At 68.2% G+C, this 25027-nt stretch carries 18 protein-coding genes; 5 read left to right on the forward strand and 13 right to left on the reverse strand.

All coding sequences use genetic code 11. The features are described from left to right. Positions 1-208 precede the first annotated feature (208 nt). The gene (locus tag ACFV15_RS33415; RefSeq protein WP_378355444.1) at positions 209-898 is read left to right on the forward strand and encodes a glycoside hydrolase family 75 protein; all 690 of its coding nucleotides are present in this window, start codon (positions 209-211) and stop codon (positions 896-898) included. A 369-nt stretch (positions 899-1267) separates the two neighbouring features. On the opposite strand, the gene ACFV15_RS33420 is transcribed toward ACFV15_RS33415, so the two are convergent. The 5 genes from ACFV15_RS33420 to ACFV15_RS33440 all read right to left on the reverse strand — a co-directional run bounded on the left by ACFV15_RS33420 (position 1268) and on the right by ACFV15_RS33440 (position 7847). After that, positions 1268-2560: a hypothetical protein gene (locus ACFV15_RS33420; protein WP_378355446.1), complete on the reverse strand. Its 1293-nt coding sequence runs from the start codon at positions 2558-2560 to the stop codon at positions 1268-1270. A 32-nt stretch (positions 2561-2592) separates the two neighbouring features. Then, positions 2593-4662, reverse strand: coding sequence for a glycosyltransferase (locus tag ACFV15_RS33425; RefSeq protein ID WP_378355448.1), 2070 nt, complete (start codon positions 4660-4662; stop codon positions 2593-2595). Between the two features lie 6 nt (positions 4663-4668). Next, positions 4669-5481, reverse strand: coding sequence for a WecB/TagA/CpsF family glycosyltransferase (locus ACFV15_RS33430; protein WP_378355450.1), 813 nt, complete (start codon positions 5479-5481; stop codon positions 4669-4671). 147 nt (positions 5482-5628) lie between these two features. Then, on the reverse strand, positions 5629-6612 hold the full coding sequence (locus ACFV15_RS33435) for a hypothetical protein (protein WP_378355452.1): 984 nt from the start codon (positions 6610-6612) through the stop codon (positions 5629-5631). Further along, positions 6609-7847, reverse strand: a complete 1239-nt coding sequence (locus ACFV15_RS33440; RefSeq protein WP_378355454.1) for an MFS transporter — start codon at positions 7845-7847, stop codon at positions 6609-6611. The genes ACFV15_RS33435 and ACFV15_RS33440 overlap by 4 nt, the downstream gene beginning before the upstream one ends. A 186-nt stretch (positions 7848-8033) precedes the next feature. Here ACFV15_RS33440 and ACFV15_RS33445 point away from each other — a divergent pair, with 186 nt between their 5' ends. The 4 genes from ACFV15_RS33445 (at position 8034) to ACFV15_RS33460 (ending at position 13121) form a co-directional block, all read left to right on the forward strand. Continuing rightward, entirely contained in the window at positions 8034-8891 is an 858-nt protein-coding gene (locus ACFV15_RS33445; RefSeq protein ID WP_378355455.1) for a hypothetical protein, read from the forward strand. Positions 8892-9064: 173 nt separating this feature from the next. Beyond that, the gene (locus ACFV15_RS33450; protein WP_378355457.1) at positions 9065-10459 is read left to right on the forward strand and encodes an O-antigen ligase family protein; all 1395 of its coding nucleotides are present in this window, start codon (positions 9065-9067) and stop codon (positions 10457-10459) included. Beyond that, positions 10456-11703 carry an ArnT family glycosyltransferase gene (locus ACFV15_RS33455; protein WP_378355458.1) on the forward strand — a complete coding sequence of 416 codons (1248 nt, stop codon included), beginning with the start codon at positions 10456-10458 and terminating at the stop codon, positions 11701-11703. Before ACFV15_RS33450 ends, ACFV15_RS33455 begins: the two co-directional genes overlap by 4 nt. Continuing rightward, the gene (locus tag ACFV15_RS33460; RefSeq protein ID WP_378355460.1) at positions 11700-13121 is read left to right on the forward strand and encodes a lipopolysaccharide biosynthesis protein; all 1422 of its coding nucleotides are present in this window, start codon (positions 11700-11702) and stop codon (positions 13119-13121) included. Before ACFV15_RS33455 ends, ACFV15_RS33460 begins: the two co-directional genes overlap by 4 nt. A gap of 336 nt (positions 13122-13457) precedes the next feature. Here ACFV15_RS33460 and eis read toward each other — a convergent pair whose 3' ends face one another. The 8 genes from eis to ACFV15_RS33500 form a co-directional block, all read right to left on the reverse strand. Then, positions 13458-14573 (reverse strand): enhanced intracellular survival protein Eis, encoded by a 1116-nt coding sequence (eis, locus tag ACFV15_RS33465; RefSeq protein WP_378355462.1) that lies wholly within the window; start codon positions 14571-14573, stop codon positions 13458-13460. Further along, entirely contained in the window at positions 14570-15115 is a 546-nt protein-coding gene (locus ACFV15_RS33470) for an acyltransferase (protein ID WP_378355464.1), read from the reverse strand. Before ACFV15_RS33470 ends, eis begins: the two co-directional genes overlap by 4 nt. After that, complete coding sequence (locus tag ACFV15_RS33475) at positions 15112-16200, reverse strand: DegT/DnrJ/EryC1/StrS family aminotransferase (RefSeq protein WP_378355466.1); 1089 nt, start codon at positions 16198-16200, stop codon at positions 15112-15114. The genes ACFV15_RS33470 and ACFV15_RS33475 overlap by 4 nt, the downstream gene beginning before the upstream one ends. Before the next feature lies 1 nt (position 16201). Beyond that, the gene (locus tag ACFV15_RS33480) at positions 16202-17446 is read right to left on the reverse strand and encodes a glycosyltransferase (protein ID WP_378355467.1); all 1245 of its coding nucleotides are present in this window, start codon (positions 17444-17446) and stop codon (positions 16202-16204) included. Beyond that, positions 17443-18423, reverse strand: a complete 981-nt coding sequence (locus tag ACFV15_RS33485; protein ID WP_378355469.1) for a hypothetical protein — start codon at positions 18421-18423, stop codon at positions 17443-17445. Before ACFV15_RS33485 ends, ACFV15_RS33480 begins: the two co-directional genes overlap by 4 nt. Further along, a complete protein-coding gene (locus ACFV15_RS33490) occupies positions 18423-19544 on the reverse strand; it encodes a DegT/DnrJ/EryC1/StrS family aminotransferase (protein ID WP_378355504.1) in 1122 nt (373 codons plus the stop codon). The genes ACFV15_RS33485 and ACFV15_RS33490 overlap by 1 nt, the downstream gene beginning before the upstream one ends. A gap of 66 nt (positions 19545-19610) precedes the next feature. Beyond that, the gene (locus ACFV15_RS33495) at positions 19611-20786 is read right to left on the reverse strand and encodes a glycosyltransferase (RefSeq protein ID WP_378355470.1); all 1176 of its coding nucleotides are present in this window, start codon (positions 20784-20786) and stop codon (positions 19611-19613) included. Beyond that, positions 20783-24811, reverse strand: a complete 4029-nt coding sequence (locus tag ACFV15_RS33500; protein WP_378355472.1) for a DUF4082 domain-containing protein — start codon at positions 24809-24811, stop codon at positions 20783-20785. The genes ACFV15_RS33495 and ACFV15_RS33500 overlap by 4 nt, the downstream gene beginning before the upstream one ends. Between the last annotated feature and the right edge of the window lie 216 nt (positions 24812-25027).

The raw sequence follows: 25027 nt of genomic DNA on the forward strand, positions 1-25027 counted from the left end.
TTCGTCAGCTCAGAGCTGACGAACGCCACATTGGGAGGCTGAAACCTGACGAATGCCACATTGGGGGTAACGAGGCTTCCGGTGACTGGGAGGTTGCGGAGCGTGGGAAAAAAACAACCCCCATTCGTCGGTTGAGTTGACGGACCGCTGGGGTGCATGGTGTTCCGCATCACGAAGTAAGGAAACCTTCCTAACTAAGGGAGCCTCAATGCGGAAGCTGATCCTGCTCGCGTCGATGGCGTTGGCCGCAGGTCTCGCTCCGGCCGCGATCGCGTCGGCCGCCACCACCGAAAGCGCTTCCGATGTTCAGATCCAGGCGGGTCCCACCGCGCAGCAGTTGCTGGCGAAGGTGGCGAGCTGCAAGCAGATCTCGAACGGCAAGTACAAGACCGACACCGAGACCGGCAGGACGATCGCGGTCTGCGACGCCGGCCAGGCCGTGTTCTGGAAAGCAGACATGGACGTCGACTGCGATGGCCAGGTCACCGCCAAGTGCAACAAGAACACCGACCCCTGGTTCCAGCCGGACACCGCGTTCCACCGCTCCGACGGCAAGCCGCTGGTCGCCGACCAGACTCCGTACATCGTGGTGCCGAGCGTGAGCAGCACCTGGAACTACCAGTCGTCCGGGCTCAAGGGCGCGGGCTCGTGCGCGGTCATCTACAACAACAAGGTGCTGTACACGGTCATCGGTGACACCGGTCCTACCGCGATCATCGGTGAGGCCTCGTACGCCACCGCGGCGGGCCTCGGCATCAACCCCGACCCGAAGAACGGCGGCGTCGACTCCGGCGTCACCTACATCTGCTTCAAGAACTCCAAGGTTTCCCCGATCGAGAGCAAGAGCGCGGCGACTTCCACCGGCGAGAACCTCGCCACGAAGTTCGTCAACAGCTGATCGGGGAGGGCTTTGGGGTCTTGCCCCGGCTGGGGGCGCGCCGGGCATGGCCCGCTTTGAGTGGGCCGCCACGGCAAGGTTTGGGGTATGGCCGGTTAGAACCGGCCGTACCACTCACGCCCCCCCTGAGACGTGGTCCGGCGGTTGGACTTGTGTGAAGGCTCCCTTCACGAGGCCTGGCTGCGTGAAGGGAGCCTTCATCCACTCAGGTTGGGTGAAGGGAGCCTTCACAAACTTGGGCTTGGTGGTCAAAGGGGGTCCGCGCCCCATCGCGAAGCGAGGGTGGCGAAGGAGTCGCCCACCGGCCAGCACTGAGCCACTTACCGCGCAAGTAGAACCGCCCACCGCCACCCTCAACGGAGGCGACGCTCACGAGCCTTTGAGCTTGTAGACGTGGTAGGTGTTCTCGGCCGCGAAGGTGTCGGCCAGTTTGCCCGCCTCGATGGGCACCGTCCGGTTTTCGAAGAGGACTTCCGCCTGGGTGGCCTGCAAGCCCGAAGGCAGCGTCAACGTGTGCGGGCCGGGCTTACTGCCCCGGGCGTTCATCGCGAAGATGTAGTGAGTCCCGTCGTGTTCCTTGAACATCGTGTCGAGGTCGGGCGAGAACCGGTACTTGATCGACTGGGAATTCAGCACCGGCGCCAGCGACTTCACGCGGCGGTTGATCTCGATGACCGCGGGCCGGATCTGGGCTCCGCAGGCGTCGCGGAGCACGTGCTGGCTGATGCACGGGCCGCCGAAGTTGTGGTTGAAGTAGATGATGCCGCGCGCTTCGTGGATCAGTGAGTTCATCACCGCGCCCGAGAGCTGGTCGGGTGCTATCGGGACCGAGAACTGGGCGAACGGGAGGCCGGTTTCGATGAACGCGTAGATCGGCTGGAGTTTGCCGTCCATCGCGTCGAGGCCGCGGATGCGGTCCATGGTGAAGCCGTAGGACGCGGCGCGCTGGCAGACATCCGTTGGGGTGTGGGACTTTTCGCACATGCCGGGGTCGGTGTACCAGTATGTGTCCATTGAGGACACGTCGGTGTAGTCGAGGAACTTGGCTGCCAGCTCGTCCTTGATGAAGAATTCCATGCCGAAGCCGAAGTTCGCGTAGCGCACCCGGCCGTCGTTCTGGGGAAGCTTGTCGCGCAACGTCTTCAGGACCGTGTAGCCGCACAAAGCCGATTCGGGGACGCAGATCGGGCCTTCGCTGGGGAAGTTGCCGGTCCACGGCGCGTCGCCTTCGTGGCCCCAGAGGTCGACCTCGTCGGTGAGGAGCCAGCCGACCGTTTCCGGGCCGAAGCCTTTGAGCTGCGTGCTCGGCATCGCGAACATGCCGGCGTCACGGACCAGTGAGATGTCGCTGGACGCGGTGAGCTCGAAGTAGGTGTTGAGACCGGCTTCCTTGTCGAGCGCGGTGTCGGCAGGGGTGGTGACCGCCTCGTACCAGACGCCGATCGGGAAGAAGTTCGGGTCGGTCCAGCCCGCGCTGACCATGGCGGGGAAACCGGCGTAGAAACCGGGGCCCGCCCAGGGGACGCGGGGCAGCGAGCCGGGGGAGACCACGGAACTGGTGGCCGGTGCCGCCGGCGTGGTGGCGGTGCCGGTGAGACTGTCCGCCCGGTACATGACGAAGGTCGCGACGAGCACCGCGACGACCACGAGCACGGCCAGCACGTGGTGACGTTTCCACCCTCCCCCTGATGTCCTCATTCGGTGTCGGCAGCCTCCGCCAAGCGCATCAGCTGTGCCGCCTGCGACCGCCATGAGAAGCCGCGGACGGAATCCCGCAGCTGCTCCGGCCTCTGCAAGCCACCGCCGGTGAGGCTGGTGCGGATCGCTTCGACGAACGTCCCATGATCGGTCGCCACCCTGACTCTGTCCGTATAGGACTCGAGCTGGGCGAAGCCGGTACTGACGACGGGAAGCCCGAGCGCCAGGTACTCCTTCAGTTTGATCGGGTTGGAATGTTGTATCCATTCATTGTCCAACCAGGGCATGATCGCCACGTCGAATCCGGAACCGTAGTCTGGAATCGTCGCGTAGGACCGGAACCCCAGCCAGTACACGTTCGGGTGTTTATCAAATCGTTCCATCGCGTGCGTGGAGTCGCCGATCAGCACCAAGGAGGCGTCCGGCAGTTCCGCCGCGATGCGTTCCAGCAGGTCGAAGTCGACTAGGAAGTCGTCGAGCGCGCCGAAGAAACCGATGCGCGGGCCGGGAATCGCGGCCAGCTCGGCGGGCAATTCCGTGCGAGGACGGAAATGGTCGATATCCACGCCGTGATCGAGGAAATGCGCGCGGTCACCTGTCTGCGCATGCTCGGAGTCGAGCAGCACGTTGCTGACATAGGTGACGACATCGGCGTTACCGAGCAGCCCGCGTTCGAGTTCTTCGATGACCTCGCGGTCGGCCTCCGGGAAATCGGCGTGCCGGTCGGAACGGTTGAACACCAGTGAATGCCGTTTCATCGGGCGGACGACATCCCACGCGGTCGGGATGGTCACCATGATCACCGGGTCCGAGAGCCGCAGCGCCGCGGCCACCACGCGCACCTGCGCGCGGATCAGGACGGCGTTGACCTTGCGCAGGAACGGCGAGCCGTAGAACGGCAGTGGCAACGGCGACATCACGTGGAAGTTCGGCAGCTCCGGCAGCGGCTTGCGCACCAGCATCGCCACGCTGCGCAGCTTGCGCAGGATCCGCCTGGTCACCTGGGTGCTGCGACCCGGCGTCGGCATCCGCATGCCGATGCTGTTGATCACCAGCACCCGGCGCTTCTCGGCGATCGAGCGCATCAGCTGGAAGTCGGAGTGCGCCTGGTTGTGATACCACCAGTCCTGCGCCGAAAAGCAGATGTACCCGCGCTCGGAGGTCTGCTCCGGCCACCGCCGCATCGGCAGCAGCCGGCGCAGCGCGAGCCGGTGCTTGGCGCCGCCCGCACGGCCTCGGGTGACCGCGCGCAGCAGCTCGTTCGCGAACACGGCGAACCACATGGCGACGGCCGCGGGCAGCCCGTCACGCTCGCGGCGCAGGCGCACGCGGTTGGTCGCGGACAGCGCCCACAGCTTCGGTGACGTCGACTGCTCGCCGCCGAAGTGGACGGCGACGGCGGCGGGCTCGTTGCGCACGGCGAACCCGTGGTCGACCGCGCGCAGGTGGTAGTCGGTCTCCTCGGAGTAGAGGAAGTAGCGCTCCTCCAGCACGCCGATGGCCGCGCGGCATTCGGCCGAGATGAGCCAGGCCGCGCCGGTCGCCCAGTCGACGGTGTCGGAGCGCTGGTAGCGCGCCTTGTCGACGATCAGCTCGCCGAGCGCGGGAACGCGGCCCGCGCGGGTGCCGCCGAGCAGCGTCTCGCCCAGCGCGCGCAACGTCGTCGGCCGCCTGCGCAGCGACAGCTGGGTGCCGCCGGTTTCGTCGAGCAGCAGCGGTACAGCGATGCCGGTGCCCGGCGTCGTCAGCCGGTCCCGCAGCGCCTGTACCGCGCCAGGGCGCAGCCGGACGTCGGGGTTGAGCACGAGCACGTCGTGGCCTTCGGCCTCGGCGAAACCGGCGTTGACGCCCGCGCCGAAACCGCCGTTCGAGTGCAGCGCGAGCACCTGCGCTCGCGGCGCGGTGTCGGCGACGATCTCCAGCGTCCGGTCCGTGGAGGCGTTGTCCGCCACGATGATCCGGGCCGAGTCATCGCCGTCGAGCTCGGCCAGTACCGACCGCAGGCAGTCTTCGATGATCGCTTCGCTGTGATACGTCACGATCACGACGGCGAGCGGAGTGGGCATAGCTGATCAAACCCCCGGTTTGGACGAGAACCGCCGCCGGACGGCGCCGGCGAGCAGGCGCAGCGCGAACGGCGCGTCTTCGAGCAGGTATCGGCGCGCGAGCCGCTTGGGCTCCAGCGCGAGGCGGTGCAGCCACTCGGCGCCCATCCGCTGCATCGCCGTCGGCGCGCGGGTGAACTCGCCCGCCGCCATCGGGATGCCGGCGCCACAGCCGATGTACCAGCTGTCGGGAAGCGCGGCGCGCAGTGCCTTGATGGTGTGCTCCTGCTTGGGGAAGCCGAGTCCGACGAGCACGAGATCGGGTTTCGCCTCGAGGACCAGGTTCGCCACGGCGTCGAGGCCGTCGGCGGTCTTTTCGAAGCCGAACTCGGGCGACTGCGTGCCGGCGACGATCAGGCCTTCGTAGCGCTCGGTCAGCGCCTTCGCGGCGGCTTCGGGGACACCGGGCTGGCCGCCGAGCAGATAAATCGACCGGCCCTCGCGGGCCGCGGCCTCGGCGAGCGAGAACACCAGCGAAGCGCCGGTGACACGTTCCGGCAGCGGCTCGCCCGCGATCCGGCCCGCCCACACGACGGGCATGCCGTCGGCGACCACGACGTCGGCCTCGGCGACGAGGTCGGCGAGCCGGGCGTCACGGGTCACGGCCCTGACGATGTCCACATTGGCCGTGACGATCCAGCCACCCTGGCGCAGACGCCACGCCTGTTCGACCATTCGGACCAGTTCGGCTTCACGTAAGGAAAAGATGTCGACCGCGCCGACGCGCACCGTGCGCGTCGATCTGAGAGGGTCGAAACCGGTGGCGGGCTCGGTACTCATCTGGCGATACCTCGGCAAGCGGGGAGGAGGAGCACCGGATTCGCTGGGGTGCCAGCGCGGTGGCGAAAACCACGGCTTTCGCGATCGAAGAGTCGGTAATGGGACGAGATTCGTTACAGGGCAACAATTTACGTCCCATTAACGGAATCAGTGCAGAGGAACCGGTGAAGCGGCGTCCGCGACCATGAGCGTCGGCTGGGCGGATCCGTCGGCAGGCACCGCGTAGATGGACGGCTTCTGACCAGGCTGTGAAACCTTGCCGTACGCCAGCCTGCCGCCGTCCAGCCACGCGGCCTGGTCGTCGATACCGGTCGTCCCGGGTAAAGCGATTTCCTTACCCGAGCCCAGATCCAGCACAGCCAATTCCCACGGTCCGAGCCTGCTGGTGCGCTTTTTGTACGCGATCCGGGTGCCATCGGGGGAAAGTGACGGGCATTCGGACGTCTGGCGAACATCGGTCAACGTCTTGTCGACGAGGTCGCCCTTCATCAGCCAGGTGCGGTTCTGCGAGGCCATGGTCGCGTAGAAGGTCCGGTCGTCGGCCGCGACGGTGACGCCCCAGAAGTTCCGGTCGGCGATGGTGAATTGCTGACCTGCCACGGTCGCGGTGAACGTCTCGAGCGTGTCGACCACCTGGCCGGAGCGCAGGTCGAGGACGCCGGTCCTGGTGGAGAAGCCACCGGGCACGGTGTACGAGTCACCGCTGACGAAGGTCGTCCACGAGATGATCTGACCCGACGCCGAGACGCGGGCCCGGTTGGGGATACCGGCCAGCCCGACGGTGCGCAGCTCCTTGCCGGACGCGTCCAGCACGGCCGCTTCGTAGGTCGGGCCGAGCCCGGCCAGCCGCAGGCAGACGGTGATGCCGCCTGCCACGTAGATCCGCTGGCAGCGCAGCGCGGTCGTGCCGCGTGGCCCGCCTGGCGCGTCCTGGCGCACCTTCTCGACGCGGTCCTGGCCGTCCTTCATGTCGACGAAGAGCAGGTCGCCGGTGACCGGAGCGGACGCGCTCGCCGTCTCCGCGTTCCGGTTCGCCGCGGTCGCGGCCACGTAGACACCGCCTGCCGCCAGCACGACGACGATCGCGGCGACGCCGAGCAGCACGCGGTGGGCCTGTAGCCAGGATTTCACGAAGTGACCTTTCGGCCGAGCAGCATGGCCGCCACGGCGAGCGCGAGCAGGAAGGAACCGAAGACGAGCCACAGCGCCGATTTCATGGTCAGCGTGGTGAGCATGACGCCGAAGAGCACCGACGAGATCAGGCGGGCAACGGCCTGACCGGTCTGGACCACCGCGAGCCCGCTCGCGCGCAGCTCCGGCGGGACCAGCGGGCCCGCGTACGCCATCAGCACGCCGTCGGTCGCCGCGTAGAAGCACCCGTGCAGCAGCAAAGCGGCCACCAGCGTGACGACGCCACCGCCGCCAGTGACCAACACCACATAAACACCGAGCAGCAGGACGTGACCGGCGTAAAACACCTGCCAGCGGCCGAATCTGTCCGCCAGCCAGCCCATCGGGACCGCCGCGCTCAGGAAGACCAGCGCGGTGCCGAGCGGCATCAGCGGGAGGTAGTCGAACGGCACGCCGGTCGACTTCTGCAGCACCACGAAGACAAAAGCGTCGCTGAGCGTGACGAGGCCGAGTGCCGCGGCGGCCAGCGTCATCCGCCGGACCTGCCGGTCCTTGAGCAGGCGCACACAGGCCTTCAACGAGACCGGCGCCGAGCCGGGCACGGGTGCGGTCTTCTTCGGCTCACGCACGAAGGTGACGAGCACGATCAGCCCGATCAGGCCGAACAGGAAGCTCACCATGAACACCGGCGTCGACTCGTTGCCGAGGTCGCGCAGAATCCAGAAGGTGACCAGCGGCCCGATCAGCGCGCCGACGGTGTCCATCGAGCGGTGCACGCCGAACGCGCGACCCAGCCGTTCCGGCTTGGTGGCCTGCGTGATCAGCGCGTCACGCGGCGCCGTGCGCAGGCCTTTGCCCGCACGGTCGGCCGCGAGCACGCCACCGATGCCGAAGCCCGACGCGCCCGCCGCGGGGAAGATCAGTTTCGTCATCGTCGACGTGGCGTAGCCCACGAACGCGACCAGCTTCGGCCGCTGCATCTTGTCGGCGACATACCCGCCGACCAGCCGCAGCAACGCGGTCGCGCCGTTGTAAAGCCCATCGAGCAGTCCAAATTGGACGTAACCCAGCTGGAGGGTATAGAGCAGGTAGATCGGCAGGAACGCGGTGATCATCTCGGCCGAGATGTCCGTGAGCAGGCTGACCGTGCCCAGCGCGAACACCACCGGCGGGATCTTGCCTCGGTCGGCGGAAGGGAGCTCGGCGTCGGGCACAGAGCGTGATGACAAGTACATCCACGGGGCCTCTCCGGCGTACTCTCATCCGCAGAGTGCGCACCTGGCCGGTTAGTCGTGACGGGCCTGCCGGGCGTTAACACCCGACTCGTCACCTGCTGTAACAGTTGAGTCGGGGCACCGATTGAATCGCTGACACAGACGTGCCGGCCCTCTGCCTGCACGCCACCGGATCGGGGACATTGCATGGACTTCTGGATGACGATCCGCGTCCTCCTCAAGCGCTGGTACATCGCGCTTCCGGTGTTCGCGGTGTCGTTGGGCCTGGCGGTCGCGGTGTTCCTGAGCGTCTCGCCGCAGTACGAGTCGACCGGCACGATCGTGCTCACCGGGCCGTCGACCGGCGCCAAGGTGTCCGTCGGGGGATCGCAGCCGGCGGAGAAGGCCAACCCGCTGCTCGTCTTCGACGGCAGCCTGACGACCAGTGCGCAAATCGTTATCGAGACGCTCAAGGACCCGGCGACCCAGAAGCAGTTCGAGACGATCGACGGCGAGCCGGCCGCCTACGAAGCGGGTAACGGCCAGCTCAACGGGCCGTTCATCGTCGTCGTGGCGACCGCGGGCAGTCCCGAATCCGCGAAGAAGCTGGCCACCAGCGTGCTGGACTTGGCGCGCAAGGAACTCTCTGCTCGTCAGGAGTCTTTGCAGGCGCCCGAATCCACGTACATCCGTGTCGGCCCCGTGGTGAACCCTGACCTCGGAAAGGCCAAGATCGGCGGAAAGGTGCGCTACGCCGCGGTCGCGCTGGTGCTCGGCCTGGTCGCGGGCCTGACCGCCGCGTACGGCTTCGAGAGCTACAAGAACTACAAGAAAACCCACCCTGGCAAGGAAAAAGCGGCAAAGGCCGACAAGCAGGAGTCCACGCTCAAGCAGCCGGAAGCGCCTCAGCCAGTCAAACAGGCGGAAGCGCCGAAGCCGGTCAAACAGCCCGAACCGTCATGGCCGGCGGCTACTGAAAGCGCTCCGAAGTCCGAAGAGACCACTCGCATCCTGACGCCGGTCGCCAAGCCGACGCCCAGTCCGCGCGCCCGCGATCCCCGCTAGGGCGTGTTTCATATGTCTTGTTCGCGATCTTCGCGCCCAGGCGGCCCCTGGCGGCACCGTGGAATCACCCGAGTACAACCCGGTACGAGGGTGATTCCACGGCGCCGCCAGGAACCACCTGGATCACGAAGCTCATCGAACAGACATATGAAACGCGCCCTAGGGCCGGTCCCATGACCGTCCGTGACGAGGACCTCGGATTCCTGCTGGCGGAGGGCCCGCGCCGCCGCCGTGACGGCACGACCATGGTCTGCGTCTACTCCGTGATCACGCTGATCGTGCCTGCCAGGCTGGTGATCTCCGGGGTGTCGATGTCGATCACGCCCGCCACCGTGGCCGGGCTCTTCCTTGGCCTGGTGTGGTTCTGTTCGCAGCTGGTCACCACACTCAACGCGGCCAAGGGCCGCAACGTGGCGCGGACGGCACTGTTCGTGTTCATCGTCACCCAGCTCGCCACGTACGGTTACGCCACGCGCAACTACCTGCCGGAGGACGAGCTCAATTCGGCCGACCGCACGCTGGTCACCATCCTCGGCGTGGCGCTCGCGGGGCTCGCCGTGGTCGACGGTGTGCGCGGGGTCGCCAGGGTGGAACTGGTCGCGAAGTGCGTGCTGGTGGCGACGACCGTGCTCGCGATGATCGGCATCCTGCAGTTCCTGGTCAACTTCGACCTGACGCAGTACATGGTGATACCGGGGCTGCACCCGGTCACTTCCGACGGGTTCGTGCTGGAGCGGGCCGCGTTCCGCAGACCGGCGGGCACCACCGGTCATCCGATCGAATTCGGGGTGGTCTGCGCGGTCGCGCTGCCGATCGCCGCGCATTTCGCGTTCACCGCGCTGGACAAGGGCGAGTCGGCCAAGCGCTGGTGGATCTGCCTGACGATCGTCGCGACCGGCGCGATGGTGTCGCTGTCGCGCTCGGCGATCCTCGGGCTCGCGCTCGCCTCGCTGGTGCTGCTGATCGGCTGGCCTGCCAAGCGTCGTGTGAAGGCCTTCTTCGTGGGGCTCGCGTTCCTGGTGCTCATGCGGTTCCTCGTGCCAGGGCTGGTGGGCACGCTCGTCGGCCTGTTCGCCGAGATCGGCAACGACACCAGCATCAGCGGGCGCACCGACGACTACGCGACGTCCAGCGTGTACATCGCCCAGCACCCGCTGCTCGGCAGAGGGCTGGGCACGTACCTGCCGAACAAGTACGGCCCGCTCGACAACCAGTACCTGGGAACGTTGGTACAGAACGGTTTCATCGGCCTTTTCGCACTGATCGCGATCTTCGTGCTCGGCGCGTACGCGGCGTTGCGCGCGCGGACCATGACCCGCGACCCGCACATCCGCGACCTCGGGCTGACGCTGGTGGCCTCGATCGCCGTGCTCGCACTCGGCGCCGCCACCTTCGACCTGCTCGCCTTCTCGATGGCCACCGGGCTCGCCTTCCTGCTGTGCGGGCTGGCGGGCGCGTTGCTGCGCTCGACGCGGGCCGAGCAGGTCGCCGCCGGAATCGACCCGCCGACCGTGCGTGTCGTGCTCACCCGCGCCATGCGGCTGAAGATGGGGAGCCCGCAGAAATGACGACCGGAGTCAGACGCACGCTGCTCAGCAGGCTCGACGAACTCGCGCCGCGCATCGCGGCCGCCGCGATCGTGGTGAGCCTGGTGGTCGCCGGCGGGTATGCGATCTTCCTCGGTGACGCGCTGCGCTACCTCGACGAGCAGGTCTACGTCCGGCTCACCCAGTCCATGGCCGAAGGCGTCGGCTTCAGCGCGGACGGCGTCCAGGCGACCGCGTACCGGCCGCCGGGTTACCCGTTCCTGCTGCTGCCCGTCTACTGGCTGACCGGCGGCAGCGTGCTCGCGATGCGCCTGATCGGCGTGTTCGCGCTCGCGGGCTGCGTCTGGCTTTCGTACCGGATCGGGCGCCGCATCGGCTCGCCCGCGGTCGGCGCGGTCGCGTCGGTGGTCATGGCGTGCTACCCGCTCGGCATCTACACGGCGACGGCGTTGTACCCGCAGATCCCGGCGTTGTTCCTGCTGCTGGCGAACATCGAGTTCGGGCTTCGCGCTTCCGAGACCGCGGGGCGTGCGCGTCTCGGTTTCGTTGCCGTGTCGGGGATCGCGGGCGGTCTGCTGGCGGTGACCGTGCCGAACTTCGCGGTGTCGGTGTTCATCGTGGTGCTGTGGCTCGCCTGGCGTAACCGGCGTGCGGCGTGGCGGGTCGCCGCCGCGATACTGGTCGTGGTCGCGGTGATCCCCGGGCTCTGGTGCGTGCGCAACGCGGTGCAGTTGCACGCTTTCGTGCCGGTGTCGACCAATGACGGGATCAACCTGCTGCTGGGCAACAGCGAGCACACGACGGCGGGCAGCGGCACGAGCGTCGACATCTCGCGTTATGACACCGAAGCCAAGAACCGGCATTTGGACGAGGTCGGGATCAACAAGTTCTACAGCGACAGCGCGGTCGCCTGGATCAAGGAGCATCCGGGCGACGCGGCGGTGCTGTACGCGAAGAAGGTCGCGAACAATTTCGCCTACTCGAGCGAGATGGCGACTTCGGGGCAGGGCAACCGGACCGCCGATCTGCTGCTCGCGTTGACCTACTATCCGGTGCTGTTGCTGGCTTTGTGGCGAGTCTTCTCGTGGCGTCGGTTGTCACCGGAGGAGAAGCTCGCCGCGGGCTTGATCGTGCTGAACCTGTTGCTGCTGGCCGTTTTCTTCACTCGGCTGCGGTTCCGGGTACCGCTGGACGGTCTGACGATCTTGCTCGCATCGGCCGCTTTCGTCCAGATCTTGCGCTCACGGGTTAAGGAGCCTTCGTGACTGAAGCGACCAAGGACACTTCCAAGGTTCGAAGAGCCTTGGGGCTGAGCCTGCTCAACACCGTGGTCGGCAGGCTCGGCACCTTCCTGACCGGCATCGTGCTGGCGCGCCTGCTGGCGCCGGAGGACTTCGGCGTCTACGCGGTCGCGCTGGTCGCGTTGACCGCGATGCTGTCGCTGAACGAGCTGGGCGTGAGCATCGCGATCGTCCGCTGGCCCGGCGACCCGCAGCGCATCGCGCCGACGGTCACGACGATCTCGGTGTTGTCGAGCGCTGTGCTCTATGCCCTGTGTTTTGTTACGGCGCCTGTGTTTTCGGCGGCTTTGGGCGCACCCGAGGCGACCGGCGTGGTGCGGCTGCTGTGTCTCACGGTGATCGTCGACGGCATCACGGCCGCGGCGGTCCAGCTCGCGAACCGCGAGTTCAAGCAGGGCTCGCGGCTGGTCGTCGACTCGCTCAACCTGGTGCTGACGACCGCGGTGACGGTCGGCATGGCCGTCGCGGGCAACGGCGCGTGGAGCCTGGCGGTCGGGCAGCTGACCGGAAACGTGTTGTCCGGCGTGATGCTCTGCTACCTCGTGCGCATGTGGCCCAGGCCCGGCTTCGACAAGTCTCTGGCACGTGAGCTGCTGGTTTTCGGGTTGCCGCTGGCGGGTGGGAGCCTGTTGGTGTTCGCGATGCTGAACATCCACTACATCGTCACCGGCCGCATGCTCGGCGCGATCGCACTCGGCTTCTTCCTCCAGGCCTTCAACTTGTCGAGCTGGCCGGTGAACATGTTCTCGATGGTCGTCCGCCGGGTGTCCTTGCCTGCATTCGCAGCCCTGCAAGGCGATCGCGAAGCCCGTGAGGCGACGTTCGCGCGGTTCACGTCTCTGCTGGCGGTAGTCACGTTGCCGGTCTGCGTGCTGCTCGGGTTGCTCGCGCTGCCTCTGGTGTCCACTTTGTACGGTCACAAGTGGGCGGCTTCGGCCGCGGCTTTGCAGTGGCTCGCCGTGCTCGCCCTGGTGCGGGTGGCTTGCGAGCTGGCCTATGACTACCTGGTCGCCTTGGGGCGGTCACGTACGACGATGTGGCTGCAAGGAGGCTGGCTGGCGGCTCTGGCGGTGGCACTGCCGGTCGGCGCCTACCTGGGCGACATCGAGGGGGTCGCCATGGCGCACGCCGCCGTGGCTCTGGTGGTCGCGCTGCCCGCTTTCGCTCTGGCGGTCGGGCGGACCGGGGTGCACCTGGCTTCGCTGGTGCGGCCTCTGGTGCGCCCGGTCTTGGGCAGCCTCGCGATGGTTGGGGTGCTTTTGCTGCTGCGCCTGGCTTTCGCGCCTTCGGCGCTCATGCTGGTCGTGGGCGGCCTGGCTTGCGCTCTGGTCTACGCACCCTTCGTCTGGCCGCTTCGCGCCGAGCTCCGCCACCTGGGCTGACGCTTTCGGGCTTTGCCAGGCGCCGCAGGACGCTTCGGGTCCCGGCAAAGCCGCCCATCCCGTGTCGGTTGAGCGCACAAACGCCACTTATGCAACGCTGAGCGACCCATACGCCCCGTTTGTTGAAGGAATGAACGTCCCGTTCACAACGCTGAGGCGACGCGAACGCTCCGTCATCCCATCCGGACCCGCATCAGAACCGGTACAAAGGCGACAAATGGGATAAAAGTTGCCGGTATGAGTCCTTTGTGGACGTTTCGAGTATCCGCGAAGCCGACTTTGCCGAGACCCTGCAGCTGGGTGGATGAAGGCTCACTACACAACCTGGCCCAGCCGCTAGAAGTCGTCGAGCATCCGGGCGCCGTTGTTGGCGGTGAGGAGGTCCATGGCCGGGGCGTGTGCGCCCGTCATGAGGCCTGCCGCGCGCAGGGTCGGGGTGGGGACTCCGGCGTACCAGGGGCCGAGTGCGCGGGCGTGCAGGACGGTGGCGCCGGAGCCGCCGGGCTCGCAGATGACCTGGTCGCCGTCGATGATCAGGCGGTGATGGCCCGCGTGCCAAGGTGCGTGCGGGTCGATGATGTCCAGTTCGGCGGCGACGCCGTCGGAGAGTGGCGAGGCGGCGGGCCAGCCTCGGGCGGTGATGGCGGACGGGAAGTCGACCACGCGTAGGTACCAGGGTTCGGTCACCGTGCTGAAGGCCGTCGGGAGCACCAGCGCGAGCATCGACGGGTCGGTCAGGCGGAGGCGGACCGTGAGCATCAGGCCGGACCAGGAGCCGAGTGAACGCAGGAGCGCGGTCGCCGTAAGAGCATCGCGGGCGATGAGTTCGCGTGCGTAGATGACTCGGTCTGGGAGGCGCTCGAGGTCGAGGTAGCCCGTGAGCGAGTCACCCGAGTAGGCGAGGGTGGCGAAGTCGTTGTCCAGCAGGTCTTCGCGGGTGCGGTCGAGCAGGCCGTCGACGGCGGTTTCGCGGTAGCAGGCCGTCATGGCGTCGAGTGCCGATTTGTCGACCGGGCCCAGTGATACGGGGGAAGCCGGGAGTGCGCGGAAGGCGTCGACCGGAATTTCGGTGTGCTCGATGACGCCGGACTGCTCCCAGCCACGGCCGCGGTAGAGCGCCGGGACCGTGGTGAACAAAGTGGACAGTGGCTGGCCGTCTTCGCGCATCGTGGCGAGCGCCGCGTCGAGCAGGCCGCTCGCGACGCCTTTGCCCCGGGCGTGCGGGTCGACCGCGACTGTGGCGAGGCCGCCCATGGGGACGACCCGGCCGCCGAAGTACTGGCCGAAGCGGCGGATCCGCAGGTAGCCGTGGACGCGGCCTTCTTCGGCCACGAGACGGCGTTCGTCCGAAGAAGGCCACGCGGTCGGGCGGGGATCGCTGCTGCCGAACGCGATCCGTCGAAGCCGCCAGACGGCTTCGAGGTCGTCGTCGATCGCTTCGCGGATGATCACGTGCCGAGGTCCGGGTAGCTGTTGCCGCAGTCTTCGCACTTCAAGGACTCGTTCAGCCGGAAGCCGCACGAGCACACCCAGCCCTTGTGGCGGGCAGGGTTGCCCGCGACGAAGGAATGCGCCGGGACGTCGCGGGTGATGACCGAACCCGCCGCGGCGAAAGCGTACGAGCCGATCTCGGTGCCGCACACGACCACGGTGCCCGCGCCGAGCGAGGCGCCGCGACGGACCACAGTGGACACCAGCTCGTCAGGGCCCTTGCGGATGTGTGCGCGGGGGCGCAAATCGTTGGTGAACAACACGTTCGGGCCGAGGAAGACCTCGTCCTCACAGGTCACGCCGCTGAACACCAGCGTGCCGTTCTTGACGGTCACCCGGTCGCCCAAGACCGCGCCGTCCTCGACGAACGCGCCGTCGCAGATGTTGCAGTCCTTGCCGATCTTCGCACCGGGGAGCACGTGCGCGAACGCCCACACGCGGGTGCCCTCGCCGACCTCGTCGCTTTCGCAGAGGCCGTTCGGATGCACGCGAACTCCGGTCATCGGACCGCCTTCTTCAGTGCGTCGACCACGTACTCCTGCTGAGCCTGCGTGATCTCCGGGAACAACGGCAGCGACAGTAACTCGCCCGCGGCGCGTTCGGCGACCGGGAACGCGCCGGTGCCCTGACCGAGTGAGCTGAACGCGCCGTTCAGGTGCACCGGGGTGGGGTAGTGGATGCCGGCGCCGATACCCGCCGCGTGCAGCTCGCCGAGCACGCGATCGCGGTCGGCGACGCGCACGACGTACAGGTGCCAGACCGGCTCGTTGCCGTCGAGCACGACCGGCGTGCGCACCCCGGGTACCTCGCTGAGCAGCGCGGTGTACCGGGACGCGGCTTCGCGGCGCGCGGTGTTCCAGCCTTCCAGCCGACGCAGTTTCGCCGACAGGACGACCGCCTGCAGCGTGTCCAACCGGCTGTTGAACCCCAACGTCGGGTGCTCGTACTTACGCGGCGAACCGTGCGCGCCGAGCAGCCGGACCTGGGTCGCCAGCTCCTCGGAGCCGGTCAGCACCGCGCCCGCGTCCCCATACGCGCCAAGGTTTTTGCCGGGGTAGAAGCTCGTGGCGGCGATGTCGCCGAGCCCGCCCGCGGTGACACCGTGCCGCCGCGCGCCCTGCGCCTGCGCGGCGTCTTCGAGCACCGGAACGCCCAGGTCGCGCAGCTTCTCGACCGGCGCGGTCTGACCGTAGAGGTGCACGGGGACGAGCGCCTTGGTCTTCGGGCCGACCCGCACCTGGTCGACGTCGATCAGCAGCGTGTCCTCGACGCAGTCGACGAGTACCGGGGTCGCGCCGGTACGCGCCACGGCCTCAGCGGTCGCGATGAAAGTGTTGGCAGGCAAGACACATTCGTCGCCGGGGCCGACGCCGAGCGCGCGTAGCGCGAGCTCCAAGGCGTCCGTGCCGTTGGCGACGCCGACGCAGTGGCCGACCCCGGAGTACGCGGCGAACTCGGCCTCGAAGGCGCTGACCTGCGGCCCGCCGACGAACGCGGTGTTCTTCAGCACCTCGGCCCAGCCGACGGCCACCTCGTCGGCCACCTGCTCCTGCTGTGCCGCCAGATCGACCAGCGGTACTGAGGTCATCTCAATTCTCCTTGCGGTGAGCCAAAACCGGCGTGGCGTTGGCGTCGTCGGTACGGGCGGTGCCGCGGAACTGCTGGATCTTGCGCTGGACCTTGTAGCCGAAGAGCCCGGCCGCGCTGCGCGCGCTGTCCGCGGCCAGCCGTGGCCGTGGCGTCGGCTGCGCGAGCGCCGCCGAGTACACGCGCTCGAGGAACTTGGCCGCGCCACGCAGGCTGAACCGGTCGACGACCAGGTCGCGCGCGAACCCGCCGAGTTCGGCTCGGCGCCCAGGCGAGTCGACGAGCGTGTCGAGCGCCTCCCGCAGCGCGGTGACGCCCGCGCCGCGCGAACCCGGCCCCTGGCCGTACCAGCCGGCCTGCAGGAAAGTGCTCGCAGTCTGCGGCGTCAAAAGCTCGCTGTAACCCTGCTCGCCGACCACGACGAGCGGCTTGCCGAACGACATGCCGCGCAGCGCCGAGCCGCCCATCCCGATCAGGATGTCCGCCGCCGCGTAGGCGGGCCGAGGGTCGGCGACCTCGCCGGTGAGCGTGACGACCTCGTACCCGGCCGCGTCGTTGGCGCGTGCCGCTCGCGCGGCGACCTCGTCGCGGCTGCGCCCGTCGCCGACGATCGCCAGCCGCAGCTTGCGGCCGGCGCTGGCCAGCTGACCGGCCGCGTCACAGGCCGCGAGCAGGCCTTCGAGCTTCAGCTCCGGTACCAGGCGGCAGACCATCGCGATCAACGTGACGTCGTCGTCGAAACCGTGCTCGGCACGGAACGCCGACCCGTCGACCTCGGGGTGGTCGCCGTCGGTGTCGACCGGCGGCTCGAGCAGCGAGACCCTGGTGTGCCCGGCGGCGACGGCCGCCTCACGGATCTGCTCGGTGCCGACCAGCAGCGGGACGGTCCGCGGGAAGAACGGCACGACCGACATCGACAGCACCGTGCCGACCAGCGCGCCGCGCCCGAGCCCCGTCGCCGCGAGGCCTTCCAGCACCGGCGGCCACTCGTAGCCGTGCACGAGGTCGATGTCGCGGTCGGCGATGATCTCGGCGATCTGCCGTGACACGCCCCGCGACGGACGGCGCCGCTCGGCCGGGATCTCGTGGTGCGTGAGCCCGAGCTCGTGGACGTACTCGACCAGCGGGCCGGGCTCGGAGATCACGTCGACGGAATGGCCGAGATCGCGGACGGCGCCGGCCAGCTGCAGCGCGTTGAGCTGCGAGCCGCCGATCTCCATCGCGTGCGGGTAAACCAGGATTCTCATCGGGGCTCCACCCTCAGCAGCAACGCCTCTTCGGCTTCGGTCACCGGACGTCCGCAGGTCAGCAGCTCGCCGACCTTCAGCCCGCCGGTCTGCAACGCGACGATCGGGTCAGCGCCGACGGCGGACGGCAGGATCCCCATATGCCCGGGATCGGGTGCCGACGGCGGCCAGAACGCCTGGTCGTCGCGGTCGATGTCACCCCAGAACTGGATCAGCACAGCGCCCGGGTGCTCTTCGCGGATTCGCTTGACCGCCGCGGAATCGAGCACCGGTTTGGGACCGGGCGAGAGCGCGACGATGACCGCGTCCAGCCGCCCCGAAGGCGCGCCGTCGAGATTCACGGCCGTGGTGATCTGACCGCCGAGCGCGGTGATGCCCTGCTCGATGTCGGAGGCGAACACGTTGTCGCACAACAGGAACACGCGGCTGCCGAGCACGGGAACGCCCGCGTCGAGCAGCTGCTTCACGGCCATCACGCCGGAGTACGCGAACACGCCGATCAACGGGTTGTGCTCGTTCGGGCCCGCGACATGGACGCCGCGCGCGTGACACGCGTCGAGGTCCACCTCACCGGGGCGCAGCTCCCAGGGTTCGTACATCAGGCTGATCGCGGAACCCGGTCGCAGCCACGAGATCGTCTCGGCGTCGAGCGGCCGTAGATGCCCGCTGTTCGTCACGACGTCCGCGCCGTCGAACAGCGCGGCGTCCTTGACTCGGCTGAACCGCACCCGCACACCCGCACGCGTGGCCAGCCGGATGATCGCATCCTCGGCGTCCTGCGCGGAGCCGTACCGGCTGTCCTTCGACAGCGCGCGGACCTCGACGGCGCCCGCCATCGCGGCCAGCAGTGGCGTCACGGCGTACGCGCCGGTCGCCGCTTCGGTCACGACGACCCGGCCGCCGAGATCGAGTCCCATCCGCTCGACCGCTTCGGCGCACAGCGCCAGCAGGCGATCCGGATTTCCCCCCGCGCTCATCAGACCGTGGCCGGTTCGAGCGCCGCCGCCAGCACGTCCACGATCCGCACCTGGTCGGCGTCGGTCAGCTCGTGATGCAGCGGCAGGATCAGCGACCGGTTGGTCAGCCGTTCCGTCGACGGCAGCGCGACATGCGGGTGACCCGCGTACGCCGGTTCGAGATGCGAGGCCATGATCCCGCGGCGCGCGGAGATGCCCTCGGCCGCGAGCTGCGCCAGCACGTCGTTGCGCTCGACCGGCACATCGTCGTCGAGCAACACCCAGAACGCCTGGAAGTTCGTTGTCCCGTAAGCGGGATCCCGCACCGCGCGCACGCCGGGCACCTTCGCCAGCAGCTCGTGATACCGCGCGGCGAGCGCACGCCGCTGCTCGACGAGCGCGGGTAGTTTCCGCAGCTGGACCAGGCCGATCGCGGCCTGGATGTCGGTCATCCGGTAGTTGAAGCCGGTTTCGAGGTACTGCTCGACGATCGCCTTGCCCGCCGCCGCGTGCCGGTCCGCCGCCGAGACGCTCATGCCGTGCTCACGCAGCCTGCGCATGCGCGCGGCCAGGTCGGCGTCGTCTGTGGTGATCATGCCGCCCTCACCCGTGGTGAGCAGCTTGCGCGGGTGGAACGACCAGGCGGCCAGCGCACCGGCGCCGACCGGCCGGTCACGGTAGGTCGCGCCCGCCGCGCAGGCCGCGTCCTCCAGCACCGGGATGTCACCGCAGGCCGCGCGGATCGCGTCGACGTCGGCGGGCAGACCACCCTGGTGGACCGCCATGACGACCTTGGTGCGCGGGGTGAGCACGGCGGCGACCGTCTCGGCCGTCAGGTTGCCGGTGACGACGTCGACGTCGGCGAACACCGGCGTAGCGCCGCAGTAGCGAACGGCGTTCGCGCTCGCGATGAAGCTGAACGAGGGCACCACCACCTCGTCGCCAGGTCCGACGCCGAGCACGTACAGGCCCAGGTGCAGCGCGGTCGTGCAGGACGAGACCGCCACCCCGTGCGCGGAGCCGGTGTGCGCGGCGAACGCCTGCTCGAACTCGGCCACGCGGGGGCCCTGTGCCACCCAGCCGGAGCGCACCGCTTCCGCGACCGCCTCGGCCTCTTCTTCACCCAAGAACGGCCGCATCACCGGAATCAAGTCGGCTCCCCTTTTGTCGTTTACTCGAATACGGAATCGGTGCCGTGACGGCCGTTGTTACGAGCGCTTCAGCCCGAGCAGCCCGGCGAGCTTCTCGGCGCGCGCCGACCACGAGTGCGCACGCGCGACCCCGCGGCGCACCGACACCGCCGCGGGATCCCGCGCCTCCTTGGCCGCTGCCAGCACCGCTTCGGCGAATGCCGCGGGACCGTCGGCCAATCGGATTTCCCCGGTCTCGTCGGCGAGCCGCCTGCTCGCCGGAAGCTCGCTGCTGACCACCGGTTTCCCGGCGGCGAGGTACTCCAGCGTCTTCAGTGGGAAGGAGGCGCGGTTGAACGCCGAGTCCGCGTACGGGGTGAGCCCGACGTCGAACCTGGCGAGATATGGCAGCAGGTCGTCGAACGGCACGGCGCCGACGTAGTGCACGTTTTCCCTGTCCAGCAAGGAATCCACGCGTGCCGGATGCCAGGCAGGATCGCGCGGCCCGACCAGCAGCAGGCCGATCCCGGTGTCCGCGACGGCTTCCAGCAGCTCCAGGTCGATCCGGTCGGACAGCTGGCCGGACAATCCCGCGACCGGAGTCGGAAAGCCGTCCGGCAACGCGGCACGCTCGACGTCGGCGAGGTACGCGTCCGGCGCGCAGCCGTTCGGGAACAGCATCGGCTCCGGACCGAGGCCACGCCAGCGCGCCGCCAGTTCCGGGCCGACCGCCAGCACGAGATCCGCGCGCCGCAACGACTTCCGTTCCTCGCGGGCCACGCGGTCGCGGTCGAGCCGCATCAGCTCGGCGCCCGCGACCCAGTCGTCCGTCCCATAGAGAACGTCCATAGTGGACGAACCCCAGCGGCCGAGCACGTCGTGCGGTGAGCACGCCAGCACCGCGCGCGGCCGCCTGCGCAGCCGCCACAGCGCCCATGCCAGCTGGGCACGCACCAGCGGCCAGGTTGTCGACCGGATGCCGGGCCTGGTCAGGCCCGGCAACGCGACCGGCGTGAGCCGTTGGATCCCGGCGGCGACCTCCCGCAGCACGGGACGCCACTGCCGACCGGCGGCCGCCGCGACCCCGCGATAGCGATCGGGGGTCGCGGGGGACACCGGCGGGTCGACCCACAGGATGTCCGCGTACTCCAGCAGCGCTTCCGCCAGCTGGCGTTCGGAGCCCTTGACCCCGTCCCACGTCACCCCCGAGACGACGACCACCAGCCGCCGCCCCGTGGAACCCGTATCCGTCATGCGCCCGGCGAGAACACGACATCGACCCAGTAGTTGCCGCCTCGGTAGGTCGAGGTCGGGAAACCAGGCCCCACCTTGTACACCCCGTTCGGCGTGTCGCCTCCGGTCGCCGGCGCGCTCAGCGGTGCGCTGCTCACCCCGGTCTGCTCGAAGTAGAACGCGTTCGCGGAGTAGTGCCCGTTGGGCGCGGTGTACGAAGCGACGTAGCTCTGACCGGCCGTGATCGCCACCGGTGTGCTGAACGTCAGCGTCTGCCAGCCCGAAGCCGTCTCACCGGAGAACGTACCGGTCGCCAGCTGTGTGCCGTCCGTCGTCCACAGTGAACCGGTGTGCGTACCGGTGTTGCCCGTTCCCTTGTAGAACTTGACGCCAGTGACGGTGCCGTTGACCGAAGAGCTGAACCGGACACCCAGTTCGAGTGAGGTCGCTTCGTCCGCCGAAAGGATCGTCGGAGTCGTCGCCGCACTGAACAGTGTGCAAGGACAGGTCTGCGTCGCGGCCGTGGTGAAGGTCCACGTCGACGCCGCGGGCATCGGGTTGCCGTTCGCGTCGGCGATCTTCATGCTCGCCGCGTAGGTCGTGCCCGCCACCAATCTGGCGGCCGGTGTCCACGTCACCGTCTTCTGGTCCGCGGACAGCGCGAGCGAGCCGGACAGTTTCGCCGAGCCGGGATCCGTCAGCGAGAACTGCGCGCTGGTGAGGTCCACCGGTTCGCTGAACGTGGTGCTGACCGTGCCCGCCAATGGCGTTCCGGTGGCGCCGGGCGCCGGAGTGCGTGTCGTGATCGTCGGCGGCGTGGTGTCGCCGTTGAGACCGTTCTGGAAGATCACGTCGACCCAGTAGTTGCTGGCCCGGTAGGTCGACGTCGGGAACCCGCCGCCGACGGCCGCCTTGTAGACGCCGTTGCCGCCGTCCACACCGTCCGCCAGGCCGTGGATCGCCTGGTACGACTTCTCCGTGTCGAACCCGCCGTTGTCACCGGCCGGATGCCCGTTCGGCGCGTAGTAGGAGACCACGTACGTCGTGTTCGCCTGCACGTTGACCGGGGCGCTGAAGTTCAGCGTCTGCCAGCCGACCGCGGACTCACCGGTGAACGTGCCGGTGGCGAGTCGCGTCCCGGTCGAGGACCACAGTGAACCGGTGTGCGTGCCGGTGTTGCCGGTGCCCTTGTAGAACCGGACGCCGAGCACCTGGCCCTTGGCGTCGAACCGCACCTTGGTGCCGAGTTCGAGCGCCGCCGAGTCGTACGGGTCGGCCGGGTTCGCCGGATGCGTGAAGTCGTCCCAGATCGTGCACGGACAAGCCGCCGGTCGTGGCGAACCCGTCTTGAACGTCCAGGTCACCACGTTCGCCTGATTACCCGAGGCGTCGGAGGCGCGCATCGTCGCGGTGTAGGTCGTGCCCGGGTCCAAAGTGGAGCTCGGGGTGAACGTCACCTTGCCGCCTGCCACCGAGATCGACCCGGCTTCCGAACCGCCGGAGTAGGTCAGCGAGAACGACACCGAACCCGGCGCGATGTTCTCGTCGTAGGTGACCGAGACCGGAGAACTCAGGCCGACCGAGCTCTCGCCGGTCGCCGGCGAGGTCGACAGCATCACCGGTGCGCGGGTGTCCGGGCCGGGGTCGAGCGCCCAGACCACGTCCACCCAGTAGTTGGTGTCCGCATAGGACTGGTTCGGGAACCCGGTGGAGCCGAAGCGGAACACACCGTTGGGACCGTCGACGCCGCTCTTCAACGCGGTGAGCGGATCCAGCGACGCGCTCTTGTCCGTGAAGTAGGAGACATCGGACGCGTAGTGCCCGGTCGGCGCGTAGTACGAGGCGACGTACGTGGTGCCTGCGGTGACCGGCACCGAGGTCGGCAGCGCGAGTGTCTGCCAGCCGTTCGTGGTCTCCCCGACGAAGGTGCCGGTGCCGAGCAGCTGCCCGCCCGCGGTCCATAGTGAACCGGTGTGCGCGCCGGTGTTGTTCGCGCCCTTGTAGAACTTGATGCCGCGCACGTAACCGTCCGAGCTGGCGCGGAACTTCACGCCGACCTCGACCGGGCCGTTGTCGGCCGTCGAGGTGGTGCCGGGCACCGTCTGGTCGGTCCAGATGCTGCACGGGCAGGTCCTGGCGTTGACCGTGATCTGGGCCGACACCGCGGTGGACAGGTTCGCGGAGTCGTCGACCGCGCGCGCCTTCATCACCGGTGTGCCCGCGGTGGCAGGCACGAACGTGTAGCTCCAGCTGGTGCTGCCCGCGTTCCAGGTCGCCGAATGCCAGGTGGCGCCGTTGTCGGTCGACACCTCGACGCCCGCGACCTGGCCGCCGCCGTTGTCGACGACGGTGCCGGAGAACGAGTAGTTGTTGCCGACGGTGGTCGGCGGGGCGCTGGTGATGGCGACGGTCGGCGCGAGCGTGTCGAGGCTCGCGGTCGCCGGGGTCAGCCCTGCCTGCAGCGTTCCCGCCTGCACGCCCATGTCGGCCAGCAGGTTCACGGTCGCCTGCTTGATCCGGACGTCGGAGGTCGGGCCGCTCCCGTTCTCACCCTCGAACGCGTGCTGGTCGTCGAGACCCCACGCCCACTGCACGGTGCCCGCGCCGAACACGAGCGCGCCACTGGGCTGGTGGCGGTAGTAGGTGAGCGCGTGCGTCTTCGTGCCGGTGCCGTAGAGGTCGCCGTAGTTCTTGAGTACGTAGTTGCCTTGGGTGATGTTCACCGTGGTGCGCGAGAGCTGGGCGACGCCTGGCGGCTGGAAGCCGTTGTCCTCAACGGTGTCCCACTCGTAGCCGAGCGTGCCCTGCGCGAAGGTGTAGACGTTGCCCGGCGCCATGGTCGCCAGGGGAGTGCCGCGCCACAGTCGCATTTTCCCGTACGCCGTCGGCACGCTCATCGCGTCCGTCCGACGGCCGTTGACCGTGAAGATCTGGCCGAGCAGTGAGTTCTCCGGCTTGCCTGCGTCGGACGGCGGGCTGAAGCGCGGGTCACGCCAGGTGCCGGTCCAGGCCGGGTCCGGGTCGATCTTGGCGTTGGCCTTGGTCTCCTTGTAACAGACCACCGTGCGCCAGTCGTTTGTGGACTGTCCCATGGCGGGTTCCCAGCGGGTCTTCCAGAAGATCTCGTTGCCGGTGAAGAACGCCATGTTGACGCCGGCGGCACGCGCGGCCTCGACGTTGTTCCGCTGCTCCGCCGACCAGTACTCGTCGTGGCCGACCGCCATGAACACCTTGTGGTTCTTGATCAGGCTGCCGCGTCGTGCCGAGTCGGTGTCCGTCGTGTAGCTCATGTCGTAGCCGTTGGCCTCGAGGAACTTCAGCATCGGGACTTCGGCGTTGAAGATGTAGTTGTCGTCGCCCTGGCCGTACAGCGGGCGGTTGTAGCTCACCTTGTACGCGGAACCCTGTGCGCCGGGACCGGTGCCGCCGTAGAGGCTGTTGCCGCCCTGTCCGGAGTAGACGGTGCCGTTCGGCGCGCGCCCGGTTTGCCCGCCATAGGCGTTGTAGGCCTGCCAGGTCGAATCCGACGTCTGGAACAGGATCTTCGAGGTGCTGGTGTCATCACGGATGACGAAGGCGATCTCGTTCTCGCCGCCGGTGTCGTCACGACGCAGAACGGCGTAGTAGAGCCCGGAAACGGCGGTCGACGGCACGTTCCAGGTGACAGAGGGCGCCCAGTTGCCGCAGTCGACGAGGCCGGTGGACGGCTCGGACTGGCAGGCGGGCTGCACCTGTGCACCGGTTCGTGCAAGCGTCTGCACGAGCCGCGCGCCCGCGTTGTTGTAGTAGCCCAGGCGGAAGATGTCGACGTGGTAGTTGACCGCGTTGGTGTTCACCTTGAACGTGACGGTGCCGCCTGGCGCCGAGCTGATGTCCGTGGTGAAGCCGTGGATGGTGTCGTCGTAGGACTGGACCATCCAGTTCGGCGTGCCGGTCTGCGTGTTCTCGCAGGCGACCTTGTTGGTGACGGGCGCCGTGCACGGCGCGGCCGCCGCCGGTGTGGCCAGCAACGTCGAAGCGGGCACGGCCATCACCAGGCCTGCCACTACCCCCATGGTCGCGGAGAGCGCTGTCCCCCGTGCGGTCCGGCCGCGTCTGAATCCGGGCAGCAGCCGAAATGGGAACGATAGCATCACAATTGCTCCAGTCACCGTATTCGGTTCCCGCATCTGGTCGGTTGCGAAATCGACGGTGACCGCACCCTCGTTACAGAATTCCAGCGTCAGCGGGTTTTTCAACTGCCACAGTTCGGTAACGCACTA

The sequence above is a fragment of the Amycolatopsis sp. NPDC059657 genome, assembly GCF_042734395.1.
GTDB lineage: Bacteria > Actinomycetota > Actinomycetes > Mycobacteriales > Pseudonocardiaceae > Amycolatopsis.

What these genes read in the sequence shown, in the direction of transcription:
- ACFV15_RS33425 (WP_378355448.1), bottom strand. Translation starts at nt 4,662, where the DNA reads ATGCCCACTCCGCTCGCCGTCGTGATCGTGACGTATCACAGCGAAGCG.
- ACFV15_RS33455 (WP_378355458.1), top strand. Translation starts at nt 10,456, where the DNA reads ATGACGACCGGAGTCAGACGCACGCTGCTCAGCAGGCTCGACGAACTC.
- ACFV15_RS33440 (WP_378355454.1), bottom strand. Translation starts at nt 7,847, where the DNA reads ATGTACTTGTCATCACGCTCTGTGCCCGACGCCGAGCTCCCTTCCGCC.
- ACFV15_RS33470 (WP_378355464.1), bottom strand. Translation starts at nt 15,115, where the DNA reads ATGACCGGAGTTCGCGTGCATCCGAACGGCCTCTGCGAAAGCGACGAG.
- ACFV15_RS33475 (WP_378355466.1), bottom strand. Translation starts at nt 16,200, where the DNA reads ATGACCTCAGTACCGCTGGTCGATCTGGCGGCACAGCAGGAGCAGGTG.
- ACFV15_RS33430 (WP_378355450.1), bottom strand. Translation starts at nt 5,481, where the DNA reads ATGAGTACCGAGCCCGCCACCGGTTTCGACCCTCTCAGATCGACGCGC.
- ACFV15_RS33485 (WP_378355469.1), bottom strand. Translation starts at nt 18,423, where the DNA reads ATGAGCGCGGGGGGAAATCCGGATCGCCTGCTGGCGCTGTGCGCCGAA.
- ACFV15_RS33480 (WP_378355467.1), bottom strand. Translation starts at nt 17,446, where the DNA reads ATGAGAATCCTGGTTTACCCGCACGCGATGGAGATCGGCGGCTCGCAG.
- ACFV15_RS33415 (WP_378355444.1), top strand. Translation starts at nt 209, where the DNA reads ATGCGGAAGCTGATCCTGCTCGCGTCGATGGCGTTGGCCGCAGGTCTC.
- ACFV15_RS33450 (WP_378355457.1), top strand. Translation starts at nt 9,065, where the DNA reads ATGACCGTCCGTGACGAGGACCTCGGATTCCTGCTGGCGGAGGGCCCG.
- ACFV15_RS33445 (WP_378355455.1), top strand. Translation starts at nt 8,034, where the DNA reads ATGGACTTCTGGATGACGATCCGCGTCCTCCTCAAGCGCTGGTACATC.
- ACFV15_RS33495 (WP_378355470.1), bottom strand. Translation starts at nt 20,786, where the DNA reads ATGACGGATACGGGTTCCACGGGGCGGCGGCTGGTGGTCGTCGTCTCG.